Consider the following 13,489-nt stretch of genomic DNA (forward strand, 5'->3'; position numbering starts at 1 on the left):
GCTTGACCGGGACCCATGCGGAGCCAAGCCATGCTGAAGGACCCCTCCACCAATATCCTTGGAAGTGCGCTCGAACCCTGCTCGCTGAACCCTGTGACCGGGTTCTTTCGCGACGGCGCCTGCAATACCTGCGACGAGGACCGGGGCAGCCACACGGTCTGCGCGGTGATGACCGAAGAGTTCCTTGCCTATTCGAAATATGTCGGCAACGACCTCTCGACACCCCGGCCCGAATTCGCCTTTTTCGGCCTGAAGCCCGGCGACCGCTGGTGCCTCTGCGCCGCCCGCTTCCTGCAGGCGCATGACGAGGGCTGCGCGCCGAAGGTCAACCTGCTGGCGACCCACGCCCGCGCGCTGGAGATCGTGCCGCTGGAAGTGCTCTACACCCACGCGGTCTCAGCCGGGGATTAGCGCCGCCGGCATCGCCTTCTCGTCCATCAGGTCCTCGAGGAAGAGGCTGACAAGCTGCACCCGGCCCGTGACCCCCGCCTTGCGGTAGATCGCGTTGGTCTGCGCCTTGACCGTGCCCTCCGAGGTCTGCCGGTATCCGGCGATCTCCTGGGTCGAGAACCCCTTTATGACGAAGAAGGCCACGTCCATTTCGGCCGGAGTCAGGCCCCAGTCGTCGAATCGGGCCATAAGCAGCTCGTGAAAGGCGCTCGATAGCATGGCAAGCTTTTCCTCGGCAGCCTGCCTCTGCGCGTCGCTGCGCAGGAGGATCACCAGCCCGAGGATCGCGCCCGAGATCAGCCCCGCCGCGGCGCCGATTTCGATCAACTCGTGCAGGTGCCAGGAGATCGGCGTGTCGCGGATGCCGAGCAGCGGGCCGAGACTGTCGTAGGTGAAGAAGACCGCGCCGACAATCTGCAGCCCGACAACGGCCAGCATGATCGTCTTCGGAGCGCCACATCCCGTGGGAACGCGCGCCATGTCATCGGCCGTTGGTCTTCTCCTGGCCATTGCCGTCCTCTTTCCCGGCCCCGTCGCGTCCCTGCCCGCTGTCTTCGGTGGCGCCGCGATCGGCCGGGCTGTCGTCTGCTGTGCCATCGGCCTTGCCGTCGGCGCCTTGAGTCCCGCTCTCGTCCGGTCGCGCTGGATCATCACCCTTGGACACATGTTGCACAAGGTCGCGCAGCACCTCTCCGGTCCGCAGGTTGAGAACGATCTCGCGGCGGAGCCCCGGCGCCTCGGCGACGATCCGGTACCGCCCGAGCAGCGTGCTCCGGCCCTCCACAACGTCGAAACCCTGCGCCTGCAATTCGCCCACAACCCGGTCTTGCAGGCTCTCGGCGCTGGCCGGTCCCGGGGCGAACAGGCTCGCGGCGAGAAGACAGGTCAGAAAAATTCGCATCGCAGGCTCCGTCTGGCATGAGGTCGGCGCCCGGTCTGGGGGCTCCGGGCGCCTGGGAGAGCTTGGCCGCAGCGGGAGGGCGCCCGAGCGGCCGGTCCCGGGGGGATCAGCTCTCTGTCCCGGTGTTACCCTTGTCGCCATCGTGGTCGCGATCCCGCGTCCGGTCCTGGTCAGGTTCGCCGTCGAGATCGCAGCTGCCGTCTCGGTCGCGATCACGATCCCGATCTGCGTCGTTGGCAGTATCCTGATCACCGCCATAGGCCGCGCGATGCTGCCGGTCAACGTCGCCGTAGGTGCTCTGGCGTTCGTCCCTGAAAATTTCGCCCGTGCGTTCGAACAGCGCGATCACGCGCAGTTCGTCGCCCCGATGCGCGCGGATCCGCGTCTGCCACATGTTGTGATGCACGTGGATCAGCGTGTAGCCCTCGGACGTCAGCCGCGCCACGACATCCTGCGCGACATCGGCGCGAGCGATGGCAGGGCTCGCAAGCAGGGTCGACAGGGAAAGGACGAAAACGGTCCCGTATTTCATGATGGGCCTCCCGGTCATGTGCTGCGTGTTTCCATGGTGCAATCGAAACACGATGACCGGTCGCGCGCCATTCACCGCGGGTTTATCCGGGCATCCCCCAACCGCAGTAGGCCCGAGATAAACTCGGGTTTAGGCGATGATGTGCCCGGGCCGCGGCGGTGGAGACCCGCCGCTGTCCGGCGCGCGGAGCGACCGGCTCAGTCCGCCGCGCTCATGTCGATGCCGAGCGCGCGGGCGACGGTGAAGATGTCCTTGTCGCCGCGACCGCACATGTTCATGCAGATGATGTGATCCGCGGGCAGCGCTGGCGCGATCTTCATCACATGGGCCAGGGCGTGCGACGGCTCGAGCGCCGGGATAATCCCCTCCTGCTCGCAGCAGAGCTGAAAGGCCGCCAGCGCCTCGACATCGGTGATCGAGACATATTGCGCCCGCCCCGTGTCGTGCAGCCAGGAATGCTCCGGCCCGATGCCGGGATAGTCGAGCCCGGCCGAGATCGAATGGCCCTCGAGGATCTGCCCGTCCTCGTCCTGGAGCAGGTAGGTCCGGTTGCCGTGCAGCACGCCCGGCCGACCGCCGGTGAGCGAGGCGCAATGTTCCATCTTCTCGTTGACGCCCTTGCCGCCGGCCTCCACGCCGATGATCGCGACTTCCTTGTCATCCAGGAACGGGTAGAACAGTCCCATCGCGTTCGACCCGCCGCCGATCGCCGCGATCAGCGTGTCGGGCAGCCGCCCTTCGCGCTCGATCATCTGCGCCTTGGCTTCCTTGCCGATGATCGACTGGAAATCGCGCACCATCGCCGGATAGGGGTGCGGCCCGGCCACCGTGCCGATGCAGTAGAACGTGTCGCGCACATTGGTCACCCAGTCGCGCAGCGCGTCGTTCATCGCGTCTTTCAGCGTGCCGCGGCCGGAGGTTACCGGCACCACCTCTGCACCGAGGAGCTTCATCCGGAACACGTTCGGCGCCTGCCGCTCGACATCGGTCGCACCCATGTAGACCACGCATTTCAGCCCGAACTTGGCACAGACCGTCGCCGTCGCCACGCCGTGCTGGCCGGCGCCGGTCTCGGCAATGATCCGGGTCTTGCCCATGCGGCGGGCGAGGATGATCTGGCCGAGCACGTTGTTGATCTTGTGCGCACCGGTATGGTTCAGCTCGTCGCGCTTGAGATAGATCTTCGCGCCACCCAGATGCGCCGTCAGGCGGTCGGCGAAATAGAGCGGCGAGGGCCGGCCGACATAATGCGTCCAGAGATCCTGCATCTCGGCCCAGAAGCTCTCGTCGGTCTTGGCGTGCTCGTATTCGGCCTCGAGGTCGAGGATCAGCGGCATCAGCGTCTCGGAGACGAAGCGTCCGCCATAGAGTCCGAACCGCCCGCGCTCGTCGGGCCCGCTCATGAATGAATTGATCAGATCCTCGGCCATGGTGTTCCTGCTCCTGTTTCCGCCCGTCCGGGCAGTTGGCAGACCCTACACAATGGCCGAAGCGGGAAAAACCCCCGGGGACCGGGTACAGCGGGAAATTTCCCCGTGCGGCGTGGTGGCGGATCAGCCCGCCCGCACCCGTTTCGGCGCCGCCTCTGCCGGCGCAGCCACGGGTGCCGGGACCACGACGACGGCATCGGCCACCACCGCCCGGACATCTCCGTCCGCGCCGTTCCTCCGACGGCGCGGTTCCGTCGTCCAGTATGTCGCCGGGCCGGTGGACAGGGATCGCGTCAGCCGGATCGCGTGAAGCATGCCGAGCGCCGCCGGAACGCCGAAAAAGGGGATCGGGATCATCGCCCTGCCCTCCCGGCGCCCCCGCCGCGCGCCCCGGCGATCTCGATCTCGCTGATCTGGAAGCTGCCGCCGGCACGGGCCCCGCCGCCATGCGCCCTCTGCCAGGGGGCATCGTCCCGGGCGAGCGCGTCGAGTTCGCTCTCGCCAAGCGATCCCAGCCGGTCCAGCATCGCCCGGACGACGGCCGCATGCGCTTGAGTCAGGCCGCCGCCCGGTCCCCCGAGATCGCCGGGGTGCACCAGAAGGCGCCCCTGCAGGCGGAAATAGAGCGCCGGACAGACGGGGCCGTGGTCCCAGGCCTCGATCGGCTCGTGAAACAGCGGCTCGAGACCGTCGGCCAGGGCATCCTCCTGGGCGAAATAGACGAGGCGCTCGAGCTTCTCGGGCGCCAAGTGCCCGGTCTGCGAGAGGATATGTTCGGCAATGGTGAAGACGGACATTGGCTGGCCTTCCGATACGTTCCTGTCCCGCCGCGCGGCGCAATGCACTGGCCCCGATCCTTCGCGGTCGCCGTTGCTACGGGACGTCAATGACCGCAGGCTAGCGCAGCGCCACGTCAGCTTTTGGGCACCGGTATGGAAGCAAGGTGATGTTGCAATTTCGCTAATGCGGGCGCGTATCAGCGCAGCATTTTCTTGAACCCGACATGCGAGGCCACATAGCCCAGATCCAGGTAGAAGCTGTGCGCCCGCTCGCGCTCCCGGTTCGATGTGAGCTGGATCAGACCACATCCGCCAGCCCGCGCGCGCATCTCCGCATCTGCCACCAGTGCCGCGCCGAGGCCCTTGCCGCGGCGATGCGCAGCGACCCGCACGCCCTCGATCTGCGCCCGCCGGGTCGCCGTCAGCGAGAGGCCGGAGATCAGCGTGATCTGGTAGCACGCGACCACCTCGCCGCCGGATTCGCCGACAATCAGGCGGTTGCCGCGCTCGGCCTTCATCGCGTCGAACGCGGCGAGATAGGGCGCCATTTCGCCGCCCTCGCGGCCCTGGCCGAGTTCGTCATCGGCCAGCATCGCAACGACCGCCGGTACGTCGCCGCGCCGCGCTTCCCGCCAGATCACGCTCATGATTTCGCCGCCGTGACGAAGGCCGCGATCTTCGCGGCATCCTTATCGCCCGGCGCCGCCTCGACGCCGGAGGAGACATCGACCTGCCGCGCCCCGGTCAGGTGGATCGCCTCGGCCACATTCTCCGGGGTCAGGCCGCCCGCCAGCATCCAGGGAACCGCCCAACGCCGCCCGGCGATCAGGCGCCAGTCGAAGGCGAGCCCGTTGCCGCCCGGAAGCTCGGCACCTGCCGCTGGCTTGGCATCGACGAGGAGCTGGTCCGCCACCCGGCTGTACTCGGCCAGCGCCGGCAGGTCCGCCTCGCCGGCAACTCCGACCGCCTTCATCACCGGCAGACCGTAGCGCGCGCGCAGCGCCGCAACGCGGTCGGGGCTCTCGTGGCCATGCAATTGTAGCATATCGAGCGGAACCGTCTCGACGATCCGGTCAAGCTCCGCGTCCTCGGCATCGACGGTCAGCGCCACCTTGGCGAGGCCCGGCGGCGCCTCCAGCGCCAGCGACCGCGCAGCGTCCGGTTCCATGTGCCGCGGCGATTTCGCGAAGAACACGAATCCCGCATAGGCCGCGCCGGCACGCGCCGCAGCGGCGAGGTCCTGCGGCCGGGTCAGGCCACAAATCTTGACTCGGACAGTTTCGGGCAAAGGATCAACTTGCCTTCCGGGTCTCGGCCTCTTCAAGGATCGCCAGCACGTCGTCCTTGCCGTCGTTCTTCTCGGCCTTCAGGCGCGTCACCTCGCGGTGCAGCGATTTCACCTGGCGCTGGCGCTTGCTGACCTCGGAGCGATGCTTGCTCTCGCGAATCCATTCGAGCAGGTAGCCCAGCAGCAGCCCGACTCCGACGCCGCCGAGGACGATGATGAACAGCGGCAGCGAAATCCCGAAATTCCAGTTCGCCAGCGTCGCCAGCGAGTCCGGAAGCACGGTCAGCGTCACCATCGAACGGTTGGCCAGGGCCATGACGACGAGGGCGGCGACGATCACCCCCACAAGCAGATAACGGATGTAACGCATCTTGCGCTCCCCTTCAGCTCTCGTGGCCGTTCAGCCTGTCCCGCAGCAGCTTCCCGGTTTTGAAGAATGGTACGTGTTTCTCTTCGACATCCACGGCCTCCCCTGTCCGCGGATTGCGTCCGGTTCTCGCATCCCTCTTCTTTACGGAAAACGCGCCGAAACCGCGCAGCTCCACCCGGTCTCCCCGCGCCATCGCGTCGATGATCTCCTCGAAGACCGTGTTGACGATTTTCTCGACGTCGCGCTGATAGAGATGCGGGTTTTCATCGGCAAGGATCTGGATGAGTTCGGAACGGATCATGTGTCTCCCCCAAGCCCGCCTTAAAAATGGCGGCGTACCTGTCGTGTAGCTTGTCCGACTATACGGCATTTTTCCTGCGCTGAAATGGGAAAGGCAGGAAAACGCCCCGAAATACCGCCCCTAAAGCCCGGTAATCAGGCGGAAAACCAGCCCCGGCGCCGGCATTCTCCACGCCTCCTGGCCGGGCCGGGCATTAGCCCCGCCGAATCGCCGGCCGATTTTCGTGCCGCGCACCCTCTGGCCAAAGCGGTCAGGATCGGTCAATCAGGCGGCATGCCGACGCGCTCCCGCACTGACCTTTTCGCCCTCGGTTCCATCGCCGTCGCGTTCGCCGTTCTGGCGCTCAAATCCGTCGCCTGGTGGCTGACCGGATCGCCCGCGCTGCTGTCTGACGCGCTCGAATCACTCGTCAATGTCGCGGGCGCGTTGATGGCCTGGACGGCAATCCGGATCGCCAGCCGCCCGGCCGATGCGAACCACCCGTTCGGCCACCACAAGGCCGAGAATTTCTCCGCCATTGTCGAAGGCAGCCTGATTATCGTCGCCGCGTTGCTGATCGTACAGAGCGCCTGGCACAGCATTCTGGAGCCCGGCCGGGTCGAACTCGGCCTGCCCGGCCTCGCGATCAACGCGCTCGCCGGCGCAATCAACCTTGCCTGGGCACGGATACTGATCAGGGAGGGGCGGCGCGCCCGGTCGCCAGCGCTCGGCGCTAGCGGCCGCCACCTGATGAGCGACGTCTGGACCTCCGTCGGTGTCCTTGCCGGGCTCCTTGTGGTCATGGCGACAGGCTGGGCCTTGCTCGACCCGATCCTCGCCATTCTCGTTGCCGCCAACATCCTGCGCGAGGGCTGGCAGGTGATCTTCTCCTCGGCGGGAGACCTGATGGACTCGGCCGCCCAGCCGGAGGATCGCGACATCATCGAGACCGTCGTCCGCGATGCATCGCGCGGTGCGTTGCAGGTGCATGACATCCGCACCCGGCGTGCTGGTCAGATGCTCTTTGTCGAGTTCCACCTCGTCGTCGACCGCGAGATGAGCGTCGGCGACGCGCATGCCATTTGCGACACGATCGAGGCCGCGGTGACCGCACGCCTCCCCGGCTCGCGCACGACGATCCATGTCGAGCCCGACGAGAAGCTCAAGGCGACAGGGCTGCTCCCCGCCGGGGCACCGGATCCGGACGTTTCAGAGCTGTAAGCGCGCGCTTACGGCCCCACAGAGCAGCAAAATCCCTATCGAAGATCTGAAGGGTAGCCGTCAGGTGGTTCCGCGGCGGGCATGGCGTCCGTCCCCGGAACGACCGAAAGGAATCCAGATGAAATACATTCCCCTCCTTGCCCTCGCGCTCGGCCTCGCCCCGCTTGCCGCCGGTGCGACGCCTGCTGTCGGTGATCACGTGGGCACCAACCCCACCGACGCCACCGCGGCCCTGGAAAAGGCAGGCTGCATGGTCTCCGAATTCGAGGCAGAAGGCGGCAAGATCGAGGCGAAATGCGCCGACTCCGCCGGCGCCCGTTGGGAGGTTTATATCGACCCCAAGAGCGGCGACGTCACGAAGGTCTCGGTGGACGACTGATGGCGGGGCCGCATCCGGAGAATGGCAACGGGGGCGCGATCGCGCCTCCGGACCCGTGGGACCCGCTGGTTCGCTTCAGCCACTGGGGCATCGCGGCGGCGGTCATCGCCAATGGCCTGCTCACCAAGCCGGGCGGCACCTTGCATGTCTGGATCGGCTGGGTCGCGATCGGGATCCTCGCGGCACGGCTCGTCTGGGGCCTTGTAGGCCCCGCCGAGGCGCGTTTCTCGGCCTTCCCGCCCGACCCGCGGGCTGCGATCTCGCATGTCCTGTCGCTGTTCCGGCCCGGGGGGCCGCGCGAACACCCCTCGCACAACCCCGCCGCCGCGATGATGGTCTATGCGCTTTGGCTCTGCCTCGTTGTCGTCATCGGCACCGGGCTGGTGATGACCGATGCGAAGAGTCCGCTTCAGATCTCGCAGGAACGGGCCGCCGTTGCCGCAGGCGACTGGTCCGTGCTTGTCAATGACGATGGCGAAAGCGAGGGTGGCGGCGAAGATCACGACGAGTCGGGAGAGCTGGTCAAGGAGGTGCACGAAGTGGCGGCGAACCTGATGCTGATCCTGGCGCTTGTCCACGTGGCCGGTGTGGCGGTGGAAAGCAGGGCTCTGCGGCGCAACCTCGTCCATCCGATGCTGCTCGGCTCCGGAAAGGGCAGATGACGGAGACGACCCGAGGAAACGGAAGAACGCCGGCGGCCGCGCTCGCAGCCTTTGTGCTCGTGCAGGGCATCGCGGCCGCCTTCTTCATCTCCGACGCGGCGCATGACCTGAGTCACGGGTTCGGCAACATGGAGTCGCTGTCCGAACTCTTCATCTCTCTGGTCCTCGTCGCAGGGATCTTTCTGGCAAGCTGGCAGCTCCGGCGAATGATCTCCGAGATCAAGGACAAGGACCGGGCGCTCGCCGTGGCGCGGGGCAATTTCGCGCGGGTGATCGCGACGCAGTTCACCGACTGGGGGCTGACACCGGCCGAGCGCGATGTCGGCCTGTTCGCCCTGAAGGGCCTCGACGTGGCCGAGATCGCCGCGCTGCGGGGCGCCGCCACCGGCACCGTCCGCGCCCAGCTCGCCAGGATCTATGCAAAGGCCGGGGTATCGAACCGCGCCCAGTTCGCCGCCTTCTTCGTCGAGGAGTTGCTGGCCGACGGCGCGCCCGACACGTAGCCGCAGGGTTCGGCTTGCCGCCGGAGCAACCCACGACTGGTCCCGGACCGGATTTTCGTCAGTCGCGACACGGTCGGGCCTATCCGGCCTCGCCGTCCCGGCGCGCCCGCTAGGCCGAAGGCGTCGTGCCGGTCCACCGGCGAAAGGCGTGCACGAAACTGCTCGGCGTCGCGAAATCGACGATCTCCGCGATGTCGCCGACCGGCAGGCGTGTCAGGCTCAACAACTCGCACGCCACAGCGGAGCGCACCTGATCCCTGATCTCCGCAAATCCGGTGCCTTCCCGGGCGAGCGCGCGGCGCAGCGTCCGAACATCGATGTCGAGATGGCGCGCCACCTCGGGCATTGTCGGCGGTCCGTCCTGCAAACGCGTGCGCAGGACATGTCGGGTGCGCCCGGCCCATCCCCAGGGTGCGCGCGCCAGGTACGACGCAACCTTTCCCAGTGCCGCATCCCGTGCGCCCGCATCCGCGGTCGTCAGAGGTCGCGCCATGGCAGAGCGCGAGAGGAACATGCAGGTGCGCGCCTGACCGAACCTGACCGGCGCCCCGAGGCTGCGCCACGGCGCAGGATCGGCCGGGGCGGGACGCATCAGGGTGATTTCATTCGGCCGGACCATCCCCCGCGCCAGCTCGGCGATCAAGGCGCTGCCCACCGCGATGACAGCGTCATGGATGACCGGCGAGGCCGCATGGGCTGAATCGTAGATCCCATAGCCCCACATCACCTCGTCCCCCACCCTGTGGAGATAGACCGCCGCACCGGTGCAGTTCAGGATCTGAAAGGCGGCAAAATCCGCCAGCGCTTCGCCCAGCGTCGCGGCATGGCGCATCACGTCTCCGACGGGCCCCAACACGCCGAGCCCAAGACGCCGCCCGAGCTGCAACCCGATATCTGCGTTGCCACTCAGGGTCGCGGACCGTTCGAGGATCTCCAGGAACGCGGCAAAGGGGATGAAGCGGTCCGGCCCGATGTCGTCAACGGACAGGCCGGTCCCGTCAAGCGCATCCTCGAGGGACACGCCGGCCGCCGCCAGCAGCGGCGCAAGCTGCACCAGCGGGGCCGCGCGCTGCAAAGCGATCTTGCGTGTCTCCAAGGCAGGGTCCTGTCCGAAAATGGCAAACGGTGCGGTCAGTGAGAGCATACGCTCTTTCCCGCCACAAGGACGTGAACATCTGCCTCGCATCCGCCATTCCGGGAGAGATACACATGCGACATTCGCTCGCCATTCTCGGTCTCGTCGCCACCGCCGGTCTCCCGGCGACCATGGCGCGCGCCGAAGACTACACCTACCAGACCGATATGCCGCCGGGCGTGGCAGCCCCCGACACGGTCGAAACACGCCTCGGGACGCTGAAATTCAACTACGGCTATCCCGATGACCAGACCGCCCAGATTCTCTGGGACAATCTCGACTTCCAGCGCGCGGTGCAGTCCTACCTCCTCGCGCTGCCACCGGTGAACCAGGCGGCCAACCGCAACGCGATCCGGCCGCTCGGGCCGGTCAACAAGACCGTGCCGATCTTCGAGCAACTGGTGACGCCGGAGCAGATCTTCCTCACCGCGAACGACAACACCGTCTATTCGTGGTCCTGGCTCGACCTGAAGGACGGCCCGCTGGTGGTCGAGGTGCCGCCCAAGGTGCTCGGGCTGGTCGACGACATGTGGTACAAGTGGGTCATCGATGTCGGCATCACCGGCCCCGACAAGGGTAAGGGTGGCAAATACCTGTTCCTGCCGCCGGGCTGGACGGGCGAGGTGCCGAAGGACGGCTATGTCGAAGTCCTGCGGATGCCGACCTTTAACCCCTGGCTGGTCTGGCGCAGCTTCCTCACCGACGGCGACCCGACGCCGGGGATCGACCTGGTGAAGAAACACACCCATTTCTATCCATTGGGTGGCGCACCAGAGGAGATGACCTATGTCGACCTCTCGTCGAAGGGATACTTCAACACTGTGAACCCCGCCGGCTACGCGTTCTGGGAGCTCCTGAACCAGGTCGTGCAGGAAGAGCCGGCCGAGTCGCTCGACCCCGTGACGGCGGGTTTCTTCGCCTCGATCGGCATCGAGCACGGCAAGCCCTTCGCGCCTGACGCGCGGATGAAGAAGATCCTGAGCGAAGCGGCCGCGGTGGGCGATGCCACGGCGCGCACCATCGCTTACCACACGCGCGGCAAGGAGTTCTTCATCTATGACGACAGCCAGTGGCAGGTCGCCTTCGTCGGCGGCTACAAGTTCCAGTCGCAGCCGGGGGTGAACAACCTGGACGGAGCCAACTTCTTCTACTTCATGGCCACGGGCGTCACGCCGGCGATGGAGATGAAGATGGTTGGCGAAGGCTCGCAATATGCCTGGACCGCGCATGACAAGGACGGCGCGGCGCTCGATGGTGGCAAGAGCTACCGTCTGCACCTGCCCAAGGACGTGCCGGTGAAGGATTTCTGGTCCGTGATCCTCTATTCGAACCAGACGCGCTCGATGATCCAGACCGACCAGAAACACCCCTCGGTCTCGAGCCAGCAAACCGACCTGTTGGTCAATGACGACGGATCGGTCGATGTCTGGTTCGGACCGGACGCCCCCGCAGGCAAGCAAGCCAACTGGGTCCAGACCGTTCCTGGCCAGACCTGGAACGCGATCCTGCGGCTCTATGGACCGCTCGATCCCTGGTTCGACAAGAGCTGGCGGCCGGGCGAGATCGAGCGGGTCGACTAGGCCGCCCGGGCTGCCCGAAAAAGGAAAGGACCGCCGCGGATGCCGCGGCGGTCCTTCTTTTCTTGTGGATCCGGATGTCGGATCAGTCGTCGCCCTTGAGCGCCGCACCCAGGATGTCGCCCAGCGACGCCCCCGAGTCGGACGAGCCGAACTGCTCCACCGCCTCGCGCTCCTCGGCGATTTCACGCGCCTTGATGGAGAGGCCGAGGCGACGCGTCTTGCTGTCGATATTGGTGACGCGCACATCGACCTTGTCGCCGACCTGGAAGCGCTCGGGACGCTGCTCGGCACGGTCGCGGCTCAGGTCGGAGCGGCGGATGAAGGACTTCATGCTCTCGTATTCCACTTCGATGCCGCCATCCTCGATCGCCGTCACGGTGACGGTGATGATCGAGCCGCGCTTCACGCCGCCCGTGGCTTCGGCAAACTTGTCGCCGCCGAGCGCCTTGATGGAGAGCGAGATGCGCTCCTTCTCGGTGTCGACCTCGGTGACCACGGCCTTGACCACGTCGCCCTTGCGGTATTCCTGGATGGCTTCCTCGCCGCGCTGATCCCAGCTGAGGTCGGAGAGGTGAACCATGCCGTCGATATCGCCGTCGAGGCCGATGAACAGACCGAATTCGGTGATGTTCTTGACCTCGCCCTCGACCTGCGTGCCCTCGGGATGGGTCTCGGCGAAGACGTCCCAGGGGTTGCGCATGGTCTGCTTGAGGCCGAGCGAAACGCGGCGCTTGGCAGTGTCGATCTCGAGCACCATGACCTCGACCTCCTGGGAGGTGGAGACGATCTTGCCCGGATGGACGTTCTTCTTGGTCCACGACATCTCGGAGACGTGCACCAGGCCTTCGACGCCCGGCTCCAGCTCGACGAACGCACCGTAGTCGGTGATGTTCGTGACGCGGCCGGTATGGACCGACTCCAGCGGGAACTTGGCTTCCACCGTGTTCCACGGATCGTCCTGCAGCTGCTTCATGCCGAGGCTGATGCGGTGGGTGTCCTTGTTGATCTTGATGACCTGGACCTTGATGGTCTCGCCAATCGACAGGATCTCGGAGGGGTGGTTCACGCGGCGCCAGGCCATGTCGGTGACGTGCAGCAGGCCGTCGACACCGCCGAGATCGACGAACGCGCCGTATTCGGTGATGTTCTTGACCACGCCGTCAACTGCGTCGCCCTCGGTGAGCTTGGCAATGACCTCGGCGCGCTGTTCGGCGCGGCTCTCCTCGAGGATGGCACGGCGCGAGACAACGATATTGCCGCGGCGGCGGTCCATCTTGAGGATCTGGAACGGCTGCTTGAGGCCCATGAGCGGGCCGGCGTCGCGCACCGGGCGCACGTCCACCTGGCTGCCGGGCAGGAAGGCCACGGCGCCGCCGAGATCGACGGTGAAGCCGCCCTTGACGCGGCCGAAGATCGCGCCTTCGACGCGTGCCTCGTCGGCATAGGCTTTCTCGAGACGGTCCCAGGCCTCTTCGCGGCGGGCTTTCTCACGGCTGATGACAGCCTCGCCACGGGCGTTCTCGACCCGGTCGAGGAACACTTCGACCTCGTCGCCCACGGCGATTTCCGGGGCTTCGCCCGGATTGGCGAATTCCTTGAGTTCGACACGGCCTTCCATCTTGTAGCCCACGTCGATGATCGCCTGACCGGCTTCGATCGCGATCACGCGGCCCTTGACGACGGAACCTTCGTCCGGCGTGTCGATGTCGAAGCTCTCCTGAAGGAGGGCCTCGAATTCTTCCATGGATGCTTTAGCGCACATTCAGTTCTGTTTCCTTTACTTGACGCTTTGACTGGCCGGGCGGTTGTCTCCGCCGGTCTTTGGGGTTGGTCGGGAAAGGCGATCCGGAAATAACATTCAGGGCCGGAGGTTTCCCCGACCCTGCCTGCGAGTCCCGGCGTTGGCCGCCTTTTGGTTGACGTGGCTGCGTATAAGCCCTTCTTCCGCGTCCGGCAAGAGCGTTTTGGCCTTGTTTTCA

Annotated in this window: 18 protein-coding genes; 6 read left to right on the plus strand and 12 right to left on the minus strand. The window is 66.2% G+C overall.

Features of this window, described 5'->3' with window-relative positions:
- The first annotated feature begins 30 nt into the window (after positions 1-30).
- Positions 31-411, plus strand: coding sequence for a DUF2237 family protein (locus tag EU800_RS11080; RefSeq protein ID WP_129631914.1), 381 nt, complete (start codon positions 31-33; stop codon positions 409-411).
- Here EU800_RS11080 and EU800_RS11085 read toward each other — a convergent pair.
- The 10 genes from EU800_RS11085 to ihfB form a co-directional block, all read right to left on the minus strand.
- Positions 397-960: a helix-turn-helix transcriptional regulator gene (locus tag EU800_RS11085; RefSeq protein ID WP_242500507.1), complete on the minus strand. Its 564-nt coding sequence runs from the start codon at positions 958-960 to the stop codon at positions 397-399. The two genes, EU800_RS11080 and EU800_RS11085, sit on opposite strands and share 15 nt — an antisense overlap.
- The gene (locus tag EU800_RS11090; protein ID WP_129631917.1) at positions 932-1,351 is read right to left on the minus strand and encodes a hypothetical protein; all 420 of its coding nucleotides are present in this window, start codon (positions 1,349-1,351) and stop codon (positions 932-934) included. Before EU800_RS11090 ends, EU800_RS11085 begins: the two co-directional genes overlap by 29 nt.
- Before the next feature lie 106 nt (positions 1,352-1,457).
- Positions 1,458-1,883 carry a hypothetical protein gene (locus tag EU800_RS11095; RefSeq protein ID WP_129631920.1) on the minus strand — a complete coding sequence of 142 codons (426 nt, stop codon included), beginning with the start codon at positions 1,881-1,883 and terminating at the stop codon, positions 1,458-1,460.
- A 197-nt stretch (positions 1,884-2,080) separates the two neighbouring features.
- A complete protein-coding gene (gene trpB / locus EU800_RS11100; protein ID WP_129631925.1) occupies positions 2,081-3,313 on the minus strand; it encodes a tryptophan synthase subunit beta in 1,233 nt (410 codons plus the stop codon).
- Positions 3,314-3,436: 123 nt separating this feature from the next.
- Positions 3,437-3,670 (minus strand): hypothetical protein, encoded by a 234-nt coding sequence (locus EU800_RS11105; RefSeq protein ID WP_129631928.1) that lies wholly within the window; start codon positions 3,668-3,670, stop codon positions 3,437-3,439.
- Positions 3,667-4,110: a Panacea domain-containing protein gene (locus EU800_RS26810; protein WP_165354631.1), complete on the minus strand. Its 444-nt coding sequence runs from the start codon at positions 4,108-4,110 to the stop codon at positions 3,667-3,669. The genes EU800_RS11105 and EU800_RS26810 overlap by 4 nt, the downstream gene beginning before the upstream one ends.
- Before the next feature lie 179 nt (positions 4,111-4,289).
- A complete protein-coding gene (locus EU800_RS11115; RefSeq protein WP_129631934.1) occupies positions 4,290-4,739 on the minus strand; it encodes a GNAT family N-acetyltransferase in 450 nt (149 codons plus the stop codon).
- Positions 4,736-5,380 carry a phosphoribosylanthranilate isomerase gene (locus EU800_RS11120; RefSeq protein WP_129631937.1) on the minus strand — a complete coding sequence of 215 codons (645 nt, stop codon included), beginning with the start codon at positions 5,378-5,380 and terminating at the stop codon, positions 4,736-4,738. Before EU800_RS11120 ends, EU800_RS11115 begins: the two co-directional genes overlap by 4 nt.
- 4 nt (positions 5,381-5,384) lie before the next feature.
- The gene (locus tag EU800_RS11125; protein WP_129631940.1) at positions 5,385-5,750 is read right to left on the minus strand and encodes a lipopolysaccharide assembly protein LapA domain-containing protein; all 366 of its coding nucleotides are present in this window, start codon (positions 5,748-5,750) and stop codon (positions 5,385-5,387) included.
- A gap of 13 nt (positions 5,751-5,763) precedes the next feature.
- Positions 5,764-6,051, minus strand: a complete 288-nt coding sequence (ihfB, locus tag EU800_RS11130) for an integration host factor subunit beta (protein ID WP_129631943.1) — start codon at positions 6,049-6,051, stop codon at positions 5,764-5,766.
- 273 nt (positions 6,052-6,324) lie between these two features.
- On the opposite strand from ihfB, the gene EU800_RS11135 reads away from it, so the two are divergent.
- The 4 genes from EU800_RS11135 (at position 6,325) to EU800_RS11150 (ending at position 8,795) form a co-directional block, all read left to right on the plus strand.
- Positions 6,325-7,251 (plus strand): cation diffusion facilitator family transporter, encoded by a 927-nt coding sequence (locus tag EU800_RS11135; protein ID WP_129631946.1) that lies wholly within the window; start codon positions 6,325-6,327, stop codon positions 7,249-7,251.
- 118 nt (positions 7,252-7,369) lie between these two features.
- Positions 7,370-7,630 (plus strand): PepSY domain-containing protein, encoded by a 261-nt coding sequence (locus EU800_RS11140; protein WP_129631949.1) that lies wholly within the window; start codon positions 7,370-7,372, stop codon positions 7,628-7,630.
- Positions 7,630-8,292, plus strand: coding sequence for a cytochrome b/b6 domain-containing protein (locus EU800_RS11145; RefSeq protein WP_129631952.1), 663 nt, complete (start codon positions 7,630-7,632; stop codon positions 8,290-8,292). The genes EU800_RS11140 and EU800_RS11145 overlap by 1 nt, the downstream gene beginning before the upstream one ends.
- Complete coding sequence (locus EU800_RS11150) at positions 8,289-8,795, plus strand: helix-turn-helix transcriptional regulator (RefSeq protein WP_129631955.1); 507 nt, start codon at positions 8,289-8,291, stop codon at positions 8,793-8,795. The genes EU800_RS11145 and EU800_RS11150 overlap by 4 nt, the downstream gene beginning before the upstream one ends.
- Positions 8,796-8,904: 109 nt before the next feature.
- On the opposite strand, the gene EU800_RS11155 is transcribed toward EU800_RS11150, so the two are convergent.
- On the minus strand, positions 8,905-9,891 hold the full coding sequence (locus EU800_RS11155) for an AraC family transcriptional regulator (protein ID WP_165354632.1): 987 nt from the start codon (positions 9,889-9,891) through the stop codon (positions 8,905-8,907).
- A gap of 113 nt (positions 9,892-10,004) precedes the next feature.
- Between EU800_RS11155 and EU800_RS11160 the strand changes: the two genes are divergently transcribed.
- Complete coding sequence (locus tag EU800_RS11160; RefSeq protein ID WP_129631961.1) at positions 10,005-11,510, plus strand: DUF1254 domain-containing protein; 1,506 nt, start codon at positions 10,005-10,007, stop codon at positions 11,508-11,510.
- 82 nt (positions 11,511-11,592) lie between these two features.
- On the opposite strand, the gene rpsA is transcribed toward EU800_RS11160, so the two are convergent.
- On the minus strand, positions 11,593-13,272 hold the full coding sequence (rpsA, locus tag EU800_RS11165) for a 30S ribosomal protein S1 (RefSeq protein WP_129631964.1): 1,680 nt from the start codon (positions 13,270-13,272) through the stop codon (positions 11,593-11,595).
- Positions 13,273-13,489: the final 217 nt, after the last annotated feature.

Source organism: Tropicimonas sp. IMCC6043 (genome assembly GCF_004146235.1).
Classification (GTDB): domain Bacteria; phylum Pseudomonadota; class Alphaproteobacteria; order Rhodobacterales; family Rhodobacteraceae; genus Tropicimonas.

Bases quoted from the DNA above. Each gene is read 5' to 3' on its own strand.
- EU800_RS11095 (WP_129631920.1), bottom strand. From the start codon at position 1,883: ATGAAATACGGGACCGTTTTCGTCCTTTCCCTGTCGACCCTGCTTGCG.
- trpB (WP_129631925.1), bottom strand. From the start codon at position 3,313: ATGGCCGAGGATCTGATCAATTCATTCATGAGCGGGCCCGACGAGCGC.
- EU800_RS11140 (WP_129631949.1), top strand. From the start codon at position 7,370: ATGAAATACATTCCCCTCCTTGCCCTCGCGCTCGGCCTCGCCCCGCTT.
- EU800_RS11160 (WP_129631961.1), top strand. From the start codon at position 10,005: ATGCGACATTCGCTCGCCATTCTCGGTCTCGTCGCCACCGCCGGTCTC.
- EU800_RS11080 (WP_129631914.1), top strand. From the start codon at position 31: ATGCTGAAGGACCCCTCCACCAATATCCTTGGAAGTGCGCTCGAACCC.
- EU800_RS26810 (WP_165354631.1), bottom strand. From the start codon at position 4,110: ATGTCCGTCTTCACCATTGCCGAACATATCCTCTCGCAGACCGGGCAC.
- EU800_RS11135 (WP_129631946.1), top strand. From the start codon at position 6,325: ATGCCGACGCGCTCCCGCACTGACCTTTTCGCCCTCGGTTCCATCGCC.
- EU800_RS11105 (WP_129631928.1), bottom strand. From the start codon at position 3,670: ATGATCCCGATCCCCTTTTTCGGCGTTCCGGCGGCGCTCGGCATGCTT.
- EU800_RS11090 (WP_129631917.1), bottom strand. From the start codon at position 1,351: ATGCGAATTTTTCTGACCTGTCTTCTCGCCGCGAGCCTGTTCGCCCCG.
- EU800_RS11145 (WP_129631952.1), top strand. From the start codon at position 7,630: ATGGCGGGGCCGCATCCGGAGAATGGCAACGGGGGCGCGATCGCGCCT.
- EU800_RS11115 (WP_129631934.1), bottom strand. From the start codon at position 4,739: ATGAGCGTGATCTGGCGGGAAGCGCGGCGCGGCGACGTACCGGCGGTC.
- EU800_RS11085 (WP_242500507.1), bottom strand. From the start codon at position 960: ATGGCCAGGAGAAGACCAACGGCCGATGACATGGCGCGCGTTCCCACG.
- EU800_RS11150 (WP_129631955.1), top strand. From the start codon at position 8,289: ATGACGGAGACGACCCGAGGAAACGGAAGAACGCCGGCGGCCGCGCTC.
- EU800_RS11125 (WP_129631940.1), bottom strand. From the start codon at position 5,750: ATGCGTTACATCCGTTATCTGCTTGTGGGGGTGATCGTCGCCGCCCTC.
- rpsA (WP_129631964.1), bottom strand. From the start codon at position 13,272: ATGTGCGCTAAAGCATCCATGGAAGAATTCGAGGCCCTCCTTCAGGAG.
- ihfB (WP_129631943.1), bottom strand. From the start codon at position 6,051: ATGATCCGTTCCGAACTCATCCAGATCCTTGCCGATGAAAACCCGCAT.